General features: G+C 65.7%; 11 protein-coding genes and 1 pseudogene. 11 read left to right on the plus strand and 1 reads right to left on the minus strand.

Features of this window, described 5'->3' with window-relative positions; all coding sequences use genetic code 11:
• Positions 1–27 precede the first annotated feature (27 nt).
• The 5 genes from atpA (at position 28) to PL79_RS10835 (ending at position 6506) form a co-directional block, all read left to right on the plus strand.
• Complete coding sequence (atpA, locus tag PL79_RS10815) at positions 28–1569, plus strand: F0F1 ATP synthase subunit alpha (protein ID WP_014895499.1); 1542 nt, start codon at positions 28–30, stop codon at positions 1567–1569.
• A gap of 69 nt (positions 1570–1638) precedes the next feature.
• Positions 1639–2514 carry a F0F1 ATP synthase subunit gamma gene (gene atpG, locus PL79_RS10820; RefSeq protein ID WP_034209645.1) on the plus strand — a complete coding sequence of 292 codons (876 nt, stop codon included), beginning with the start codon at positions 1639–1641 and terminating at the stop codon, positions 2512–2514.
• Between the two features lie 66 nt (positions 2515–2580).
• Positions 2581–3975, plus strand: coding sequence for a F0F1 ATP synthase subunit beta (gene atpD / locus PL79_RS10825; RefSeq protein ID WP_044845237.1), 1395 nt, complete (start codon positions 2581–2583; stop codon positions 3973–3975).
• A gap of 119 nt (positions 3976–4094) precedes the next feature.
• Positions 4095–4520, plus strand: a complete 426-nt coding sequence (locus tag PL79_RS10830) for a F0F1 ATP synthase subunit epsilon (protein ID WP_006477288.1) — start codon at positions 4095–4097, stop codon at positions 4518–4520.
• 258 nt (positions 4521–4778) lie between these two features.
• Entirely contained in the window at positions 4779–6506 is a 1728-nt protein-coding gene (locus tag PL79_RS10835) for an AMP-binding protein (protein WP_044845238.1), read from the plus strand.
• A gap of 729 nt (positions 6507–7235) precedes the next feature.
• Here PL79_RS10835 and PL79_RS10845 read toward each other — a convergent pair.
• Entirely contained in the window at positions 7236–8048 is an 813-nt protein-coding gene (locus PL79_RS10845; protein ID WP_044845239.1) for a transporter substrate-binding domain-containing protein, read from the minus strand.
• Positions 8049–8197: 149 nt separating this feature from the next.
• Between PL79_RS10845 and hemE the strand changes: the two genes are divergently transcribed.
• From hemE to PL79_RS10875, 6 genes and pseudogenes are all read left to right on the plus strand, one after another.
• A complete protein-coding gene (hemE, locus tag PL79_RS10850; RefSeq protein WP_311766328.1) occupies positions 8198–9292 on the plus strand; it encodes a uroporphyrinogen decarboxylase in 1095 nt (364 codons plus the stop codon).
• Between the two features lie 445 nt (positions 9293–9737).
• Positions 9738–11999 carry a primosomal protein N' gene (locus tag PL79_RS10855; RefSeq protein WP_044845241.1) on the plus strand — a complete coding sequence of 754 codons (2262 nt, stop codon included), beginning with the start codon at positions 9738–9740 and terminating at the stop codon, positions 11997–11999.
• An 82-nt stretch (positions 12000–12081) separates the two neighbouring features.
• Positions 12082–12849, plus strand: a pseudogene (locus tag PL79_RS10860) (LysR substrate-binding domain-containing protein); the annotation flags it as partial.
• A 30-nt stretch (positions 12850–12879) separates the two neighbouring features.
• A complete protein-coding gene (locus PL79_RS10865; RefSeq protein ID WP_044848476.1) occupies positions 12880–13809 on the plus strand; it encodes a LysR substrate-binding domain-containing protein in 930 nt (309 codons plus the stop codon).
• Between the two features lie 179 nt (positions 13810–13988).
• Positions 13989–15245: an aromatic ring-hydroxylating oxygenase subunit alpha gene (locus PL79_RS10870; protein WP_044848477.1), complete on the plus strand. Its 1257-nt coding sequence runs from the start codon at positions 13989–13991 to the stop codon at positions 15243–15245.
• Positions 15246–16071: 826 nt separating this feature from the next.
• The gene (locus PL79_RS10875) at positions 16072–19593 is read left to right on the plus strand and encodes a pyruvate carboxylase (protein WP_044848479.1); all 3522 of its coding nucleotides are present in this window, start codon (positions 16072–16074) and stop codon (positions 19591–19593) included.
• Positions 19594–19679: the final 86 nt, after the last annotated feature.

The following is a 19679-nucleotide window of genomic DNA, read 5'->3' on the forward strand; positions in this document are numbered from 1 at the left end:
AACAGAATTGACTATCAGGAGCGAATAATGCAACTCAATCCCTCTGAGATCAGCGAGCTGATCAAGAGCCGGATCCAGGGCCTTGAAGCGAGCGCAGACGTTCGCAACCAGGGCACCGTGATCTCCGTGACCGACGGTATCGTGCGTATCCACGGCCTGTCGGACGTGATGCAGGGCGAAATGCTCGAGTTTCCGGGCAACACGTTCGGCCTCGCGCTGAACCTCGAGCGCGACTCGGTCGGCGCGGTGATTCTCGGCGAATACGAACACATCTCGGAAGGCGACATCGTCAAGACGACGGGCCGCATTCTCGAAGTCCCGGTTGGTCCGGAACTCGTCGGCCGCGTGGTCGATGCGCTCGGCAACCCGATCGACGGCAAGGGCCCGGTCAACGCGAAGCTGACCGACGCGATCGAAAAGATCGCCCCGGGCGTGATCTGGCGTAAGTCGGTGTCGCAGCCGGTGCAGACGGGCATCAAGTCGATCGACGCGATGGTGCCGATCGGCCGTGGCCAGCGTGAGCTGATCATCGGCGACCGTCAGTGCGGCAAGACCGCGGTGGCGCTCGACGCGATCATCAACCAGAAGGGCAAGGACCTGATCTGTATCTACGTCGCGATCGGCCAGAAGGCTTCGTCGATCATGAACGTGGTTCGCAAGCTCGAAGAAACGGGCGCGATGGAATACACGATCGTCGTCGCCGCTTCGGCTTCGGATTCGGCAGCGATGCAGTACCTCGCACCGTACGCCGGCTGCACGATGGGCGAATACTTCCGCGACCGCGGCCAAGACGCGCTGATCATTTACGACGACTTGACCAAGCAAGCTTGGGCATACCGTCAGATCTCGCTGCTGCTGCGCCGCCCGCCGGGCCGTGAAGCATACCCGGGTGACGTGTTCTATCTGCACTCGCGTCTGCTCGAGCGTGCTGCTCGCGTGTCGGAAGAGTACGTCGAGAAGTTCACGAACGGCGAAGTGAAGGGCAAGAGCGGCTCGCTGACGGCACTGCCGGTCATCGAAACGCAGGCTGGCGACGTGACCGCGTTCGTTCCGACGAACGTGATCTCGATTACCGACGGCCAGATCTTCCTGGAAACCGACCTGTTCAACGCAGGCATCCGCCCGGCAATCAACGCCGGCGTGTCGGTGTCGCGCGTCGGCGGCGCCGCTCAGACGAAGGTCGTGAAGAAGCTGTCGGGCGGTATCCGTACCGACCTCGCGCAGTACCGTGAACTGGCCGCATTCGCGCAGTTCGCATCGGACCTCGACGAAGCGACCCGCAAGCAGCTCGAGCGCGGCCGCCGCGTGACGGAACTGCTGAAGCAGCCGCAGTACCAGCCGCTGCAGGTCTGGGAACTGGCCGTGTCGCTGTACGCCGCGAACAACGGCTACCTCGACGATCTCGACGTCAAGCAAGTGCTGTCGTTCGAGAAGGGCCTGCGCGACAACCTGAAGACCAGCCACGCTGACCTCATCAAGCGCATCGAAGACACCAAGGATCTCTCGAAGGACGACGAAGGCGCGCTGCGCTCGGCGATCGAATCCTTCAAGAAGTCCGGTGCCTATTGATCCGCGAGTGACACACTGAGGCCGCGCGGGTGCTGATGCGCCCGCGCCGCTTCGGTCAAGGAGCAAGCTATGGCTGGAATGAAGGAAATTCGCGGCAAGATCAAGAGCGTGCAGAACACGCGCAAGATCACGAAGGCGATGGAGATGGTGGCTGCATCGAAGATGCGTCGCGCGCAGGAACGCATGCGCGCCGCTCGTCCGTATGCAGACAAGGTCCGTGCCATCGCCGCGCACATGAGCCGTGCGAACCCGGAGTACCGCCACCCGTTCATGGTGGCAAACGACGGCGCGCAGACGGCCGGCATCATCCTCGTCACGACGGACAAGGGTCTTTGCGGCGGTCTGAACACCAACGTGCTGCGTGCGACGGTGCAGAAGTTCAAGGAGCTGGAAGAGAAGGGCCAGAAGGTCGAAGCCACCGCGATCGGCGGCAAGGGCCTCGGGTTCCTGAACCGCTTCGGCGCGAAGGTGATGTCGCAGGTCGTGCACCTCGGCGACACCCCGCATCTGGACAAGCTGATCGGCGCCGTGAAGACGCAGCTCGATCTGTACTCGGAAGGCAAGCTGTCGGCGGTCTATATCGCTTACACGCGCTTCGTCAACACGATGAAGCAGGAAGCCGTGATCGAGCAGCTGCTGCCGCTGTCGTCGGAACACTTCGAAGCCGATGACGGTACGCCGGCCACGTCGTGGGACTACATCTACGAGCCGGACGCGCAGGCAGTCGTCGACGAACTGCTCGTGCGTTACGTCGAGGCGCTGGTGTACCAGGCCGTCGCGGAGAACATGGCGTCCGAGCAATCGGCGCGGATGGTCGCGATGAAGGCCGCGTCCGACAACGCGAAGACGGTGATCAGCGAACTGCAGCTCGTGTACAACAAGAGCCGCCAGGCCGCGATTACGAAAGAACTGTCGGAGATCGTCGGCGGCGCAGCCGCTGTTTAAGCGCGCGCCACGGACGACAACTGCGCCCTTGCGCGAGTAAAGAATCAGGTATTTAAAGGAAAAGCGATGAGTACTGCTGCTTTGGTAGAAGGCAAGATCGTACAGTGCATCGGCGCCGTTATCGACGTGGAATTCCCGCGCGACAGCATGCCGAAGATCTACGACGCGCTCATTCTCGATGGCTCGGAACTGACGCTCGAAGTCCAGCAGCAGCTGGGCGACGGCGTGGTCCGTACCATCTGTCTGGGTGCATCCGACGGCCTGCGCCGCGGCCTGACCGTGAAGAACACGAGCAAGCCGATTTCGGTTCCGGTCGGCAAGCCGACCCTCGGTCGTATCATGGACGTGCTCGGCCGTCCGATCGACGAAGCCGGCCCGATCGAAAGCGAAACGACGCGTTCGATCCACCAGAAGGCTCCGGCGTTCGACGAACTGTCGCCGTCGACCGAACTGCTCGAAACGGGTATCAAGGTCATCGACCTGATCTGCCCGTTCGCAAAGGGCGGCAAGGTTGGCCTGTTCGGTGGTGCTGGCGTGGGCAAGACCGTCAACATGATGGAGCTCATCAACAACATCGCGAAGGAGCACGGCGGTTACTCCGTGTTCGCGGGCGTGGGCGAGCGTACCCGTGAAGGGAACGACTTCTACCACGAAATGAAGGACTCGAACGTTCTCGACAAGGTCGCGCTGGTGTACGGCCAGATGAACGAGCCGCCGGGCAACCGTCTGCGCGTCGCGCTGACCGGCCTGACGATGGCCGAGCACTTCCGTGACGAAGGCCTCGACGTGCTGTTCTTCGTCGACAACATCTACCGTTTCACGCTGGCCGGTACCGAAGTGTCGGCACTGCTCGGCCGTATGCCGTCGGCAGTGGGCTATCAGCCGACGCTGGCTGAAGAAATGGGCAAGCTGCAAGAGCGCATCACGTCGACCAAGAAGGGCTCGATTACGTCGGTCCAGGCCGTGTACGTTCCTGCGGACGACTTGACCGACCCGTCGCCGGCAACCACCTTCGGCCACCTGGACGCAACCGTCGTTCTGTCGCGTGACATCGCTTCGCTGGGTATCTACCCGGCGGTCGACCCGCTCGACTCGACGTCGCGCCAGATCGACCCGAACGTGATCGGTGAAGAGCACTACTCGATCACCCGTCGCGTTCAGCAGACGCTGCAGCGCTACAAGGAACTGCGCGACATCATCGCGATTCTGGGCATGGACGAACTGTCGCCGGAAGACAAGCTGTCGGTCGCACGTGCGCGTAAGATCCAGCGTTTCCTGTCGCAGCCGTTCCACGTCGCTGAAGTGTTCACGGGCTCGCCGGGCAAGTACGTGCCGCTGAAGGAAACGATCCGTGGCTTCAAGATGATCGTCGACGGCGAGTGCGACCACCTGCCGGAACAGGCGTTCTACATGGTCGGCACGATCGACGAAGCCTTCGAAAAGGCCAAGAAGATCCAGTAACGGCTTGAGTGAGTCGCAAGCCGGCGTGTGCCGGCCGGAGCAATCAGTCAGCGATGACTTATTCCGGCCGCTCGCGCCGGCCGCAATACGCTCAACCCGTGGATGAGATTGGAGTCGATATGGCAACCATCAAAGTAGACGTCGTCAGCGCGGAAGAGCAGATCTTCTCGGGCGAGGCGAAATTCGTCGCGCTGCCGGGCGAAACGGGTGAGCTGGGCATTCTGCCGGGCCACACGCCGCTCATCACCCGGATTCGTCCGGGTGCGGTGCGCATCGAAGTCGAGGGCGGCAACGACGAATTCGTGTTCGTCGCAGGCGGCATTCTCGAAGTGCAGCCGGGCGCCGTGACGGTGCTCGCCGATACCGCGATCCGCGGCAAGGACCTCGACGCGGCGAAAGCCGAGGAAGCGCGCAAGCGTGCCGAGGAAACGCTGCAGAACGCGAAGTCGGACCTCGACCTCGCAAAGGCGCAATCCGAGCTCGCGACCGCGATGGCGCAGCTCGAAGCGATCCAGCGTCTGGCGAAGATTCGCAGCCGGCACTAAGCCGCGCGCGCGTATCCCGCGAAAGAAAGCAGCCTTCGGGCTGCTTTTTTTTCGCCCGTCGTTTTCGTCTGTTTTTTTGCGGGCCGGATCGTATCGTCCGGTCGTGCTATTTCATCCGTCCGCCGCGATTTGATGTCAGAGTGTCGTCAGCAGAGCGCGGCATCATCCGGCAGAGGCAGTCCGCCGCGATCGTGGCGGAGCAGGCAGGCGCGCGAGCCGCGCGCCGGGCCGATCAGACAAAAACGGACGGAGACATCGATGGCAGCAGACCTTGGCAAGGGGGCGCTGATCGCGCCCGAAAACGGACTGTCGTACGTGCGCGGCGCGACCGACGTGCCGCTATCCGAAGCGACGATCAGCCGATTCCTGCTCGACACGGCCGGCCGCTTTCCCGATCGTCCGGCCGTCGTGTTCCGCGAACAGCAGGTGCGCTGGACCTGGCGCGAATTCGCACGCGAGGTCGACGTGCTCGCGGCGGGTCTCGCCGCGCTCGGGATCGTGAAGGGCGACTGCGTCGGCATCTGGTCGCCGAACCGCAGCGAATGGCTGCTCACGCAGTTCGCGACCGCGCGGATCGGCGCGGTGCTCGTCAACATCAACCCGGCCTACCGGCTCGCGGAACTCGAATACGCGCTGAACAAGGTGGGCTGCAAGGCCGTGATCGCGGCCGAGCGCTTCAAGACGTCCGCGTACGTCGAGATGCTGCAGACCATCGCGCCGGAGCTCGCGAGCGCGACGCCGGGCGACCTGCATGCGGCGCGCGTGCCGAGCCTGCGCACGGTCGTTTCGATGGGCGAGGCGGCGCCGGCCGGCATGTTCCGCTTCGCGGACGTGATGGCGCGCGGCCGCGACACGCTCGATGTCGCGCGGCTCGACGCGATCGGCGCGACGCTCGTGGCCACCGAGCCGATCAACATCCAGTTCACGAGCGGCACGACCGGCAGCCCGAAGGGCGCGACGCTCACGCACCGCAACGTCGTCAACAACGCACGCTCGATCGCGGCGGCGATGCGTTTCACCGAGCAGGACTCGCTGTGCATCCCGGTGCCGCTGTATCACTGCTTCGGGATGGTGCTGGCCGTGCTCGCGTGCGTGTCGGAGGGCGCGGCGATGGTATTCCCCGGCGAGGCGTTCGATCCGGTCGCGACGCTCGCGGCCGTGGCCGACGAACGCTGTACCGCGCTGCACGGCGTGCCGACGATGTTCATCGCGGAACTCGATCATCCGGACTTCGCGAAGTTCGACCTGTCGACGCTGCGCACCGGCATCATGGCCGGCTCGCCGTGCCCGATCGAGACGATGAAGCGCGTCGTGTCGCAGATGCATTTGCGCGAGATCACGATCGCGTACGGGATGACGGAGACGAGCCCCGTGTCGTTCCAGAGCTCGACCGACGATCCACTCGAGAAGCGCACGACGACGGTCGGGCGCATCCAGCCGCACCTGGAGGTGAAGATCGTCGATCCGAACGGCGAGATCGTGCCGGTCGGCGCGACGGGCGAGCTGTGCACGAAGGGCTATTCGGTGATGCTCGGCTATTGGGACGACGACGCGAAGACGCGCGAGGTGCTGGTCGACGGCTGGATGCATACGGGCGACCTCGCGACGCTCGACGCTGACGGCTACTGCAACATCGTCGGTAGGCTGAAGGACATGGTGATTCGCGGCGGCGAGAACGTGTATCCGCGCGAGATCGAGGAATTCCTGTTCAGGCATCCGAAGATTCAGAGCGCGCAGGTGTTCGGCGTGCCCGATGCGAAGTACGGCGAGGAGCTGTGCGCGTGGATCGTGCTGCGCGCGGACGAGCAGATGACCGAGGACGACGTGCGCGCGTTCTGCAACGGCCAGATCGCGCACTACAAGATTCCGCGCTACATCCGCTTCGTCGACGAGCTGCCGATGACGGTGACGGGCAAGGTGCAGAAGTTCGTGATGCGCGACCGGATGATCAAGGAACTGAAGCTGGACGTGCAGAAGACCGCGTGAGAGGCCGGTTGGCCGGCCGCAGGAAAAACGCGGCGGCCTGCGGGCCGTTGCGTTTTCGATGGACGAAAAAAAGCGGGCTTATTAGCCCGCTAAAAACCACACGCTACGGGGTTAGCGCGAGGAGACCAAAGATGAAACCGGATCCGGCGGGGGGCCGGAAACGACTCCAACAGGGATGCCCCTCGGAAGGGCTTCGGTACGTGACCGACTGGCTCGCAGCGCTTCGCGTCCGCTCACACTTGGCACACGAGACCGCATCCGTGTTGAAACCGTTGAGGCCATTGTGGGCGAATTGCTCACCCCTCGCGGTAACAAAGTGTTTCAGGTTGTAACGCCCGCCAGATAAGGCTTTCCGGGATTTTTTGCTGTTTTCGGGGTCCTGAAAAAGGTCATATTTACCCATCTTTTCCGCAGAGTTTTCAGCGGTTGCACATAATGCGTTTTTCATGCGTATCGGCATCGGTGAATGGCCGATTTACACGCCCGAATGTGCATCGCGCGGCACATATCGCATATGACGATTCATTCGTCAGAAAGATTTTGAAACGTGATCGGCGCGCGCGGTAGTCGGCTATTCGGCCAATTTTCGCGGTTTTACGTCTTCAGCCCCCTGCGCCGTGTGTAACGGCGGTGCGGCGGACGGCCATACCGCCGCCCGCGCCCCGTTCGCCTGCTGCGATAGCGGCGGCGTTGTCTGCTATCGGCCGCCGTTGCCGCCCGCGATCGCGCTTACTTCAGCCACTTGTCGGCGATCGCCTGGTATTCGCCGGTCGACAGCGCGAGGTGCAGCCACTGGTCGACATACTGCTGGAACACGACGTCGCCGCGCGGCACCATGTACGCCTTTTCGCCGAACTGGAACGGCTTGTCCGGATGCACCGAGCACAGGCCCGGATTCAGCTTTTGCTGCAGCAGCGTCTCGGATGCGTCCGTCACCATGACGTCCGCCTTGCCCGCGAGGATCTGCTTGAAGATCGTCACGTTGTCAGGGTAGACGGTCAGGTTCGCGTGCGTGAAGAACTGCTTCGCGAAGCGCTCGTTGGTGCCGCCCGGGTTCACGATCACGCGGGTCTCGGGCCGGTCGATCTGTGCGACGGTCTGGTACTTGTCTGCGTCCGCGCAGCGCACGATCGGCGTCTTGCCGTCGACCACGTACGGCTGCGTGAAGAACACGCGCTTCTGGCGCTCGAGCGTCGTCGATACGCCGCCGACCGCGATATCGCACTTCGCGACGAAGTCGTTGGTGAGGTTCGACCAGCTCGTCTTCACGAAGTCGGCCTTCACGCCGAGCGATTTCGCGAGCGACTCGGCCATGTCGATGTCGATGCCCTCGAAGCGGCTGTCGCTCCGGTAGTACGAATACGGCTTGTAGTCGCCCGTCGTGCACACGCGCAGCGTGCCGCGTGCGAGCACGTCGTCGAGCCGCGAGCCGGCCGCGGCCGCGGACGACGGTGCGGTCGCGGTCGTACCCTGCGCGTGCGCGGCGGCGCAGAAAAGCAGGGTGGCGGCGGCGAGCGCGGCGCGCGTCGCAAGTGTCTTCATCGGTCTCCTCCGTGGATCGGTTCGATATCAGCGTCCGATCATAACGGAGCCATCGCGCGCGTCATATGGCCGCCATCGCATCGACATACGCAGCCGTGCGGCCCCGCTCCGGTAAAATGCCGCTTTGCCTTCGCATCGTCGCTCCTACCGTGGCCCATACCCTGCTCAACGACACCTTCCTGCGTGCGCTTCTGCGCGAGCCGACCGACTACACGCCGATCTGGCTGATGCGCCAGGCTGGCCGCTACCTGCCCGAGTACAACGCGACGCGCGCGCGCGCCGGCAGCTTCCTCGGCCTTGCGAAGAATCCCGATTACGCGACCGAAGTGACGCTGCAGCCGCTCGAGCGCTTCCCGCTCGACGCCGCGATCCTGTTCTCGGACATCCTGACGATTCCCGATGCGATGGGCCTCGGCCTCGACTTCCAGGTCGGCGAAGGGCCGAAGTTCGCGCATCCGGTGCGCACCGAGGCCGATGTCGCGAAGCTCGCGGTGCCCGACATCGAGGAAACGCTCGGCTACGTGACGGGCGCCGTGCGCGAGATTCGCCGCGCGCTGACCGACGGCCAGGGCCGCCAGCGCGTGCCGCTGATCGGCTTCTCGGGCAGCCCGTGGACGCTCGCGTGCTACATGGTCGAAGGCGGCGGGTCGGACGACTTCCGCACGGTGAAGTCGATGGCGTATTCGCGCCCCGACCTGATGCACCGCATCCTCGACGTGAACGCGCAGGCCGTGGCCGCGTACCTGAACGCGCAGATCGAAGCCGGCGCGCAGGCCGTGATGATCTTCGATACGTGGGGCGGCGCGCTGGCGGACGGCGCATACCAGCGCTTCTCGCTCGACTACATCCGTCGCGTGGTCGCGCAACTGAAGCGCGAGCACGACGGCGAGCGCGTGCCGGTGATCACGTTCACGAAGGGCGGCGGGCTGTGGCTCGAGGAAATCGCGGCGACCGGCGTCGACGCGGTCGGGCTCGACTGGACGGTCAACCTCGGCGCCGCACGCGAACGTGTCGCGGGGCGCGTTGCGCTGCAGGGCAACCTCGACCCGACGATCCTGTTTGCGCCGCCGGCCGCGGTGCGCGAGCAGGCCCGCGCGGTACTCGACAGCTACGGCAATCATCCCGGCCACGTATTCAACCTCGGCCACGGCATCTCGCAGTTCACGTCGCCCGACCACGTCGCCGAACTCGTCGACGAAGTGCACACGCACAGCCGCAAGATTCGTAGCGGAGCGGCGGGCTGAGCGCAAGCGTTGTCATGCTGCACTGCGGGATGACGGCGTTTCGCTGTCGGCGCTAAACAGGGCGCAACCCCGCCCCGGTTGCCGATCCATCGCTTGTCAAGACTTGACTTATGCACATTTTCCACGTTGCAGCGCGGTAGAGCCCTGCATCGGTCGAATTGTCTCGCTATGGTTGGGTAATTTGAATAGCAGCCTTATGGAATAAGGCTCCGCGGGGCGCGGCACACGGCGGCCGGAAACAGCGGAAAGCACGGCCCCGCGCGCTTTGCGGCGATTGGACGGGGAGTTCTCAACAAAGTTATCCACAGGCTGGTCAGGGTATACGGCGATTCCTAATGCGAATCCAAAACTTAGCGCCGAATCTGAAGTTTTACTTTAAGTCCGTCACCGTGATGCGGACTCGGATGCAAGTCGTCCGTGCGCTGTGCGCCGCCGGAGCGCGGTGATGGACGGCACCTACCTGCGGGTCGCCCTCGACCATCCGCTCGCCACCCTGTTCGACTACCGCTGCGACGTCCAGCCGGCGCCCGAGCCAGGCACCCTGGTGCAGGTGCCGTTCGGCAAGCGGCAGGTCGTCGGCCTCGTCTGCGAAGTGACGACTCACACCGACGTGCCGCCGTCCCGCTTGCGGGCAATCGACGCGATCTGCACCGAGCTGCCGCCGCTGGCGCCGGACTGGCTTGCGCTCGTCTCTTTCGCGGCCGACTACTACCAGCGCGGTCGCGGTGAAGTCGCGCTGCCGGCGTTGCCGCAGGCGCTGCGCGACGCGGAGCGCTGGGGGCGGCTGCTGGCGCCCGAGGTGCGTCACCGGCTGACCGAAGCCGGCCGCGCGGCGCTGCCCGATGCACTGCCCGCGCGCGGGGCCGCGCTGCGGCGGCTCGCGCAGGCACTCGCCGACACCGATTCGCTGACGCTGCCCGATGCGCGCGCATTGCATCCGAAGGCGGCGGCCACGCTCGACGACTGGGCGGCGCGCGGCTGGGTCGCGATCGAGGAAATCGGCTGGGCCGACGCGCCTGTGCCCAAAGCTGTGGATAACCTGTCGACAACCGGTGGACGAACTGCGCCGCCGGCGCTCACCGACCAGCAGGCCGAGGCGCTCGACGCGATCCGCGCCGCGCAGGGCTTCGCGCCGTTCCTGCTGCATGGCGTGACCGGCAGCGGCAAGACCGAGGTGTATCTGCATGCGCTCGCCGCGCTGCTCGATGCGCGGCCCGACGCGCAGGCGCTCGTGCTCGTGCCCGAAATCAACCTGACGCCGCAGTTCGAGGCCGCGTTTCGCGCGCGCTTCGCAGGCACGCTCGCCGACGACGCGATCGTCACGCTGCACAGCGGGCTCGCCGAAGGCGAACGGGCGCGCAACTGGCTCGCCGCACATACGGGCCGCGCGCGGATCGTGCTCGGCACGCGGCTCGCGGTGCTCGCGTCGCTGCCGACGCTCGCGCTGATCGTCGTCGACGAGGAGCACGAGCCCGCGTACAAGCAGCAGGAAGGGCTGCGCTATTCGGCGCGCGATCTCGCGGTGTGGCGCGCGAAGCATCTCGGCATTCCGGTCGTGCTCGGTTCGGCGACGCCGTCGCTCGAGACGTGGTGGCAGGCCGAGCAGGGGCGCTACACGCGGCTCACGCTGTCGCGCCGCGCGGTGGCCGACGCGACGCTGCCGACCGTGCGGCTGATCGATCTCGAAGAGGAGCGGCGGCGCGGGCGCGCGTCGATGGGCGGGCTGTCGGGGCCGCTCGTCGCGGCGCTGAAGGCGCGGCTCGAGCGCGGCGAGCAGAGCCTCGTGTTCCTGAACCGGCGCGGCTACGCACCGCAGCTTGCGTGCGACGCGTGCGGCTGGGTCGCCGGTTGCCCGCGCTGCAGCGCCTATGTCGTGCTGCACAAACCCGAGCACGCGTTGCGCTGCCATCACTGCGGCTGGGAAGCGCGCATTCCGCGTTCGTGCCCGGAATGCGGGAACGTCGACATCGCGCCGCTCGGGCGCGGCACGCAGCGCATCGAGGAGGCGCTCGCCGAGGCCGTGCCGGGCGCACGGATCCTGCGGATCGACGCGGACAGCACGCGGCGCAAGGGCAGTGCGCAGGCGCTGTTCTCGGATGTGCACGCCGGTGAAGTCGACATCCTGGTCGGCACGCAGATGATTGCGAAGGGGCACGACTTCCAGCGCGTGTCGCTCGTCGGCGTGCTCAATGCCGACACCGCGCTGTTCTCGCATGACTTCCGCGCGAGCGAGCGGCTGTTCGCGCAGCTGATGCAGGTGAGCGGCCGCGCGGGGCGCGCGGGGCTGCCGGGCGAGGTGCTGGTGCAGACGCGTTATCCGCGTCACGCGCTGTATCACGCGCTCGGCCGACAGGATTACGTCGGCTTCGCGAATTCGACGCTCGGCGAGCGCCGCGACGCGCACCTGCCGCCGTTCGTCTACCAGGCGCTGCTGCGCGCCGAGGGGCGCACGCTCGACGCGGCGCTCGCGTTCCTGCTGCAGGCCGCGGCCGCGTTGCCGGGGCTGCCGGGTGCCGATCGCGTGACCGTGTACGACGCGGTGCCGATGACGATCGTGAAGGTCGCGAACGTCCACCGCGCGCAGCTGCTGCTCGAAAGCGCGTCGCGGGCCGCGCTGCAGCACGCGCTGCGCGCATGGCAGCCGGAACTGCGCGCGCTGAAGGGCGTGCTGCGGTGGAGCGTCGAGGTCGATCCGCTGGATATCTGAGCGGGGCGGCGGCGGTCGTCGTGCCGCGCGCCGCTTCCTCGGAACCGAGCTTGCCGACCTGCCGACCTGCCGAGCTGCTGAGCTGCTGAGCTGCCGGTACCTGTCGATCATGAACATCGCCGAGGCGGCGGAGGCGGTGCGCCGCACCGACAGGCACGCGCTGATGATCTGCGTGTCGCATACGTTCTCGGCGCTCTGGCTGTCGTCGCGGCTGCCCGCGTTTCGCGAGCGGTTTCCGGATATCCGGCTGAACGTGATCGTCACCGAACACTTCATGGAACTCGACGGGCTCATCGAGCCCGATGTGATCATCACGAAGAACCCGCCGCGCGAGCCCGAGTTCGAAGCCGAGCCGCTGTTTCACGACATCGTGTATCCGGTTTGCAGCCCGTCCTTTCACGAACGCCATTTTCGCGGCCGGTCGCTGAAGCCGCTGGACCTGCTGTCGTGCCCGACCCTGAACCTGTCGATGCTCGGCCGCGCGCAGGTGTGCGAGCACGTCGACTGGCGCGTGTGGCGCAACTGGTTCCAGCAAGGCGACGGTACCGACACGCTGACCGAGAACAAGTATCTGGAAAGCAACGACTACCGGTTGCTCGTCGCCCAGGCCGAGGCCGGCGAGGGGACGCTGCTGGGCTGGCATCACCTCGTGCACCGGCAGATCGAGCAAGGCACCCTGGTGCGTCCGGTACAGGACGTGCTGGTGTTCCGCGATCGCCATCACTATCTGATCACGCACCGGAATGCGCAGCCGCGCGAGGAATACCGGCTGTTCCGGAAGTGGCTGGGCGACGAGGTCGGCGTGATGATGCGCGGCTGGCTCGATGCCGGGGTCGAGATCGGTCAATAGCATGCGGCCCCCGCACCACGCGTTCGTCAGATGAAACCTGCGTCCGCAACCCCCAAAGGCTATCGCCGTCTGATCCCGTCCGTGACGGCGCTCGTCGAGTTCGAGGCGGTCGCCCGCCTCGGCAGCTTCACGCTGGCCGCGCACGAACTCGGCGTCACGCAGGCCGCGGTGAGCCGGCAGATCAAGTTCCTCGAGGACCTGCTCGGCACGCGCCTGTTCCATCGGCTGCATCGCTCGATCGAACTGACCGACGAGGGTGCGGCGCTGTACCGGGTGATGGCCGAGTCGATGCAGAAGATCGCCGGCGTGTTCGACCGTCTGACGAGCGGCCCGATCCGGCAGGAACTCGTCCTCGCGGCGACCTCCGCGTTCTCGCATTTCCGGCTGCTGCCGCGGCTTGCCGCGCTGAAGGCCGCGCAGCCCGAGTTGCAGTTGCGTCTCGCGACGCTGATGTTCACCGCCGATCTGCGCCACAACGAAATCGACATCGCGGTGCGCTACGGGAACGGTCGCTGGGCCGACGGCACCGCGATCCGCCTGTTCGACGAAGAAGTCTTTCCCGTCTGCTCGCCGGCCTGGCTGCGGCAGCACGGCGCGCCGGAATCGCTGGCGGAACTCGCCGCCGTCGCGCTGGTGGAGTCCGATTCGACGTCCGAGGGCTGGATGGGGTGGGAGGCGTGGTTCCATGCCGCCGGCTTCCGGCCCGACCGGTTGAATTACGCGTTGCGCTGCAGCTTATATACCGATGCGATCGATGCCGCCCGCTATGGTCATGGTGTCGCGCTCGGCTGGGGGCGGCTCGTCCACGGCCTGCTCGACGCCGGGGAACTGGTGCGGTTGCCGGTGGCGTCCTTGCAGATGACGGACGCCTACTACATCGTGGTGCCGCACGGGAAGACGATCACGCCGGCGATCGACGGCCTCGTCGACTGGCTGCGCGCGGACGTCAGGCAGGACTGACGCAGGCACGCCGGCAGACTTTCGCGGCGATTTTCGCTCTGTCCGCTTCGCATGATCCCAGGTAATACCAGAACGAAAATAAAGCGCGTTGACGCTCTTTTTCATCGATCCAATACTGAAATCGACGCGGAACATTCGAAGCCGCGCGATTTCACGAACCTTGGGATTGGAGAAAGACGATGTCCGAAGTGCAAGTCAAGGCGCACGGCGACCTGATCCGCAGCCGCCAACCGGGCCACGGGATGCCCGGTGAACTGTTCGGCCGTCAGGACGTCTTCGAAACGGATGTCGAGATCTTCTTCCGGAAGCACTGGATCCTGGTCGGCGTGACGGCCGACGTTCCGGAGCCCGGCGACGTGTCGACCGTCGACATCGGCAAGTCGTCGATCTTCATCGTGCGCGACGACGACGAGAACGTCCGAACCTACCGGAACGTGTGCCGTCACCGTGGCGCGCGCCTGAAGGAGGCGGGGAAGTCGACCGTCGGAATGCTCGTGTGTCCTTATCATCAATGGACGTACGACCTCGATGGCACGCTGCGCCACGCGACGCACATGGGCAAGGATTTCGACACGACCTGCCGCAGCCTGATTCCGGTGAAGACGCGCATCATCGGCACGCACATCTTCGTGTGCCTCGACGACGATGCACCCGAGGACATCGCGAAGCTCGAGGACACGATGGCGCCGCGCTTCGCGCCGTACGACCTGCGGCATACAAAGATCGCGTTCGAGCAGGAGATCGTCGAGCACGGCAACTGGAAGCTGGTGATCGAGAACAACCGCGAGTGCTATCACTGCGCGGGCACCCATCCCGAGCTGACCGCGTCGTTCCTGCCCGAGGATTTTGGCTTCTGCCCGGAAAACCTCACGGACGAACAGCTTCGGGCGTTCGAGGAATACCAGGCGCGCAACGCCAGCTGCCAGGCGAACTGGGCGCGCGAAGGCTTCCTCGGCTCGGCCGTCGAATGGCTCGATGAGGATGCCGTCACGCAGTTCAGGACGCAGCAGCTCGTGATCGCCGGCGCGGGCGAATCGCAGACGATCAGCACGAAGGTGGCGAGCACGAAGCTGTTCGGCGACCTGCAACGGCGCGATCTCGGCGATACGCATCTGTGGACGCACAATTCGTGGACCCACGTGATGAGCGACCACGCGGTGATTTCGTACATCATCCCGCTCGCACCGGACAAGACGCTCGTGCGCACGAAATGGCTCGTCCATGCCGACGCGGTCGAGGGCGTCGATTACACGCTGTCGGATCTGACCGAGGTATGGGTCGCGACGAATACGCAAGACAAGCACCTCGTCGAGATCACGCACGCGGGCACCCAGGATCCTGCGTATGCGCCGGGCGTGTTCTCGCCGTTCACCGAGGCTTACGTCGACCGGTTCTCGCGCTGGTACGGCGCGCGGTTAAGCGCGCACGGGATCTGATGGAGGCGAGACGCGCCGATAGCGCGATATCGGATCCGTTTGCCCTCGGCGTGCGATACGGGTCGATTAACGTCGACCCCTCCTGACCCATCGGTCCGCTCGGACGATCCGTCCCAGCTCGCGGGATTTCAGAATTGAAACTTCGATTCCATATCTGAGCCGGTACGAGGCCGGCCTGCGCGCCCGAGCCCCATCCATCAACGCCGCCCGTTCGATATTCGATGTGGCCTGCTTTTTGCCTTTACGAGACGACATGCTCGATGTGCTCTCGTCCGACCGTTCTTTCCTGACGAAACGAACCGCACAGTTCGAGGCGACCCGCTTTTCAATCGTAAGGTGAATGCAATGACTGGCTACGGCAAACGAAACACGGTTTCCGGGAACGATGCGCGTCGCGTTGCGCGCGAACGCGCGGTGGAAGCAGATCGATCCGCGACGACGCGCGAATCGTCCGGTGAACGCCGCCGCGATACGAACTGGGCGTGGGCAAAGGGAACGGCAGGCTACGACTGGATGGATCACGCACCGCTGTTCGATCACCGCGATTGATCCTGTCGCGAGCGCGGTTCGTGCCACGGGCTCGCCGTGGTTCGACCGACGACCGGACCGGTCGGCGATCCCCTCCCTTATTTCCGTTTGGTCGGCTGGATGCTATTCGTCGTCGCGATGTCGATAGCGATCATCCGGCGATCTGGCGAACATGTCGACTGGCGCAAGCCGCGACGATGCACCGCGAATGACCGACGCGACGATCCGCACGCCGCCCAATGAAGCAGGCGGGCGGAGCACGGCGCGGCGGCGAACTCAATTCAACCATTCACTATCCATGGCCGCCGTGACGCCTACCCCCATCCAGTCCATCCTGATCGCGAACCGCTCGGAAATCTCGATCCGCGTGATGCGTGCCGCCGCCGAACTGAACATGCGTACGGTGGCGGTGTATTCGAAGGAAGACCGCCTCGCGCTGCATCGCTTCAAGGCGGACGAGAGCTACCTGATCGGCGAAGGCAAGAAGCCGCTCGCCGCGTATCTCGACATCGACGACATCCTGCGCGTCGCGCGGCAGGCAAAGGTCGACGCGATCCATCCGGGCTACGGCTTCCTGTCCGAGAACCCTGATTTCGCGCAGGCCGTGATCGACGCCGGCATTCGCTGGATCGGCCCGTCGCCGGACGTGATGCGCACGCTCGGCAACAAGGTGGCCGCGCGCAATGCGGCGATCGCCGCCGGCGTGCCCGTGATGCCCGCGACCGCGCCGTTGCCGGACGATCTCGACGCATGCCGCGCGCTGGCCGCGCAAGTCGGCTATCCACTGATGCTGAAGGCGAGCTGGGGCGGCGGCGGACGCGGGATGCGCGTGCTGGAAAACGATCAGGACCTCGAAACACTGTTGCCTGTCGCCCGCCGGGAGGCGCTGGCCGCGTTCGGCAACGACGAGGTATACGTCGAGAAGCTCGTGCGCAACGCGCGGCACGTCGAGGTGCAGGTGCTCGGCGACCTGCACGGCACGGTCGTGCATCTGTACGAGCGCGACTGCACGGTGCAGCGGCGCAACCAGAAGGTCGTCGAACGCGCACCGGCGCCGTATCTCGATCACGACGGCCGGCAGGCGTTGTGCGAATCGGCGCTGCGCCTGATGCGCGCGGTTGGTTATACGCATGCAGGCACGGTCGAATTCCTGATGGACGCCGACACCGGCCAGTTCTATTTCATCGAGGTGAACCCGCGTATCCAGGTCGAGCATACGGTGACCGAGATGATCACCGGTATCGACATCGTGAAGGCGCAGATCCGCATCACCGAAGGCGGCCGGATCGGCCTCGCGGAGGACGCGACGGACGGCGAGGGTGCGCTCGTCGCGCGCGCGGCCGGCGTGCCGGAGCAGCAGGCGATTCCGCTGAATGGCAACGCGTTGCAATGCCGGATCACGACCGAGGACCCGGAGAACGACTTCCTGCCCGACTACGGGCGGCTCACGGCCTATCGCAGCGCGGCGGGCTTCGGCGTGCGCCTCGACGCCGGCACCGCCTACGGCGGCGCGGTGATCACGCCGTACTACGACTCGCTGCTGGTCAAGGTGACGACCTGGGCGCCGACGGCCGCCGAATCGATTCACCGGATGGATCGCGCGCTGCGCGAGTTCCGGATTCGCGGCGTCACGTCGAACCTGCAGTTCCTCGAGAACGTGATCAATCACCCGGCCTTCATCGCGGGCGACGTGACGACGCGCTTCATCGACAGGACGCCGGAGCTGCTCGCATTCGCGAAGCGCGGCGATCGCGCGACGAAGCTGCTGCGCTATCTCGGCGAGCTGAACGTGAACGGCAACGCCGAGATGAGCGGCCGCACGCTGCCGGCATTGCCGCTGCCGAAACCCGTGCTGCCGAAGGTCGATACGGCGGTGGCGATTCCGGCCGGCACGCGCGATCGACTGCGCGAGCTCGGCCCCGAGAAGTTCGCGCGCTGGATGCTCGACCAGAAGCAGGTGTTGCTGACCGACACGACGATGCGCGACGCGCACCAGTCGCTGTTCGCGACGCGCATGCGCACGGCCGACATGCTGCCGATCGCGCCGTTCTACGCACGCGAGCTGTCGCAGCTGTTCTCGCTCGAATGCTGGGGCGGCGCGACCTTCGACGTCGCGCTGCGCTTCCTGAAGGAAGACCCGTGGGAGCGGCTCGCGCTGCTGCGCGAGCGCGTGCCGAACATCCTGTTCCAGATGCTGCTGCGCGGCTCGAACGCAGTCGGCTACACGAACTACGCGGACAACGTCGTGCGCTTCTTTGTGCAGCAGGCCGCACGCGCGGGCGTCGACGTGTTCCGCGTGTTCGATTCGCTGAACTGGGTGCGCAACATGCGCGTGGCGATCGATGCGGTCGGCGAGAGCGGGATGCTCTGCGAAGGCGCGATCTGCTACACCGGCGACCTGTTCGACACGTCGCGCTCGAAATACGACCTCAAGTATTACGTCGGCATCGCGCGCGAGCTGCAGCGGGCCGGCGTGCACGTGCTCGGCATCAAGGACATGGCCGGTATCTGCCGCCCGCAGGCGGTCGCGACGCTCGTGAAGGCGCTCAAGGAAGAAACCGGGCTGCCCGTGCATTTCCATACGCACGACACGAGCGGCATCGCCGCCGCGTCGGTGCTCGCGGCGGTCGGTGCGGGCTGCGACGCGGTGGACGGCGCGCTCGACGCGATGAGCGGGCTCACGTCGCAGCCGAACCTGTCGAGCATCGCGGCGGCGCTGGCCGGCAGCGAGCGCGATCCCGGGCTGGATCAGGACCGCCTGCACGAAGCGTCGATGTACTGGGAAGGCGTGCGCCGTTATTACGCGCCGTTCGAATCGGAGATCCGCACGGGCACGGCCGACGTCTACCGTCACGAGATGCCCGGCGGCCAGTACACGAACCTGCGCGAGCAGGCACGCTCGCTCGGCATCGATCATCGCTGGACCGAGGTGTCGCGCGCGTATGCGGACGTGAACCGCCTGTTCGGCGACATCGTGAAGGTCACGCCGACGTCGAAGGTGGTCGGCGACATGGCGCTGATGATGGTCGCGAACGACCTCGGCGTGGACGACGTGCGCAATCCGGACAAGGACATCGCGTTCCCCGAGTCGGTCGTGTCGCTGTTCAAGGGCGAGCTGGGTTTCCCGCCCGATGGGTTCCCGGCGGACCTGTCGCGCAAGGTGCTCAAGAGCGAACCGCCGGCGCCGTATCGTCCCGGCGACCAGCTTCCGCCGGTCGACCTCGACGCGGCACGCAAGCAGGCCGAGACCGCGTGCGAGCGCCCGCTCGACGACCGGCAGCTCGCGTCCTACCTGATGTATCCGAAGCAGACGGTCGACTATTACGCGCACGTGCGTGCCTACAGCGACACGTCGGTCGTGCCGACGCCGGCGTTCCTGTACGGGCTGCAGCCGCAGGAAGAAGTGGCGATCGACATCGAGCCGGGCAAGACGCTGCTCGTGTCGCTGCAGGGTCAGCATGCCGACGCGCAGGACGGCATCGTGAAGGTGCTGTTCGAGCTGAACGGCCAGTCGCGTTCCGCGCTCGTCGAGCAGAAGAGCGTCGTGCAGGCGGGCAAGGAGCGTCATGGCCTGCAGCGTGCCGATCCGGCCAATCCGCTGCATGTCGCCGCGCCGATGCCGGGCTCGGTGGTCACGGTCGCCGTGCAACCGGGGCAGCGTGTGTCGGCCGGCACGACGCTGATCGCGCTCGAGGCGATGAAGATGGAAACGCACATCGCGGCGGAGCGCGACTGCGAGATCGCGGCCGTGCACGTGAAGCCGGGCGAGCGAGTCGCGGCGAAGGATCTGCTGATCGAGCTGAAAGACCCGGCGCAATGACGGTTGCCGCGCCCGGTCGAATTCGCGAAGCCGATCGGGTGCAGCCGCGAGGATCACGAACCGCGCGAGCGGTTCGGCCAGATGCG

This window comes from Burkholderia sp. USMB20 (assembly GCF_000949135.2).
Taxonomy (GTDB): Bacteria; Pseudomonadota; Gammaproteobacteria; order Burkholderiales; family Burkholderiaceae; genus Burkholderia.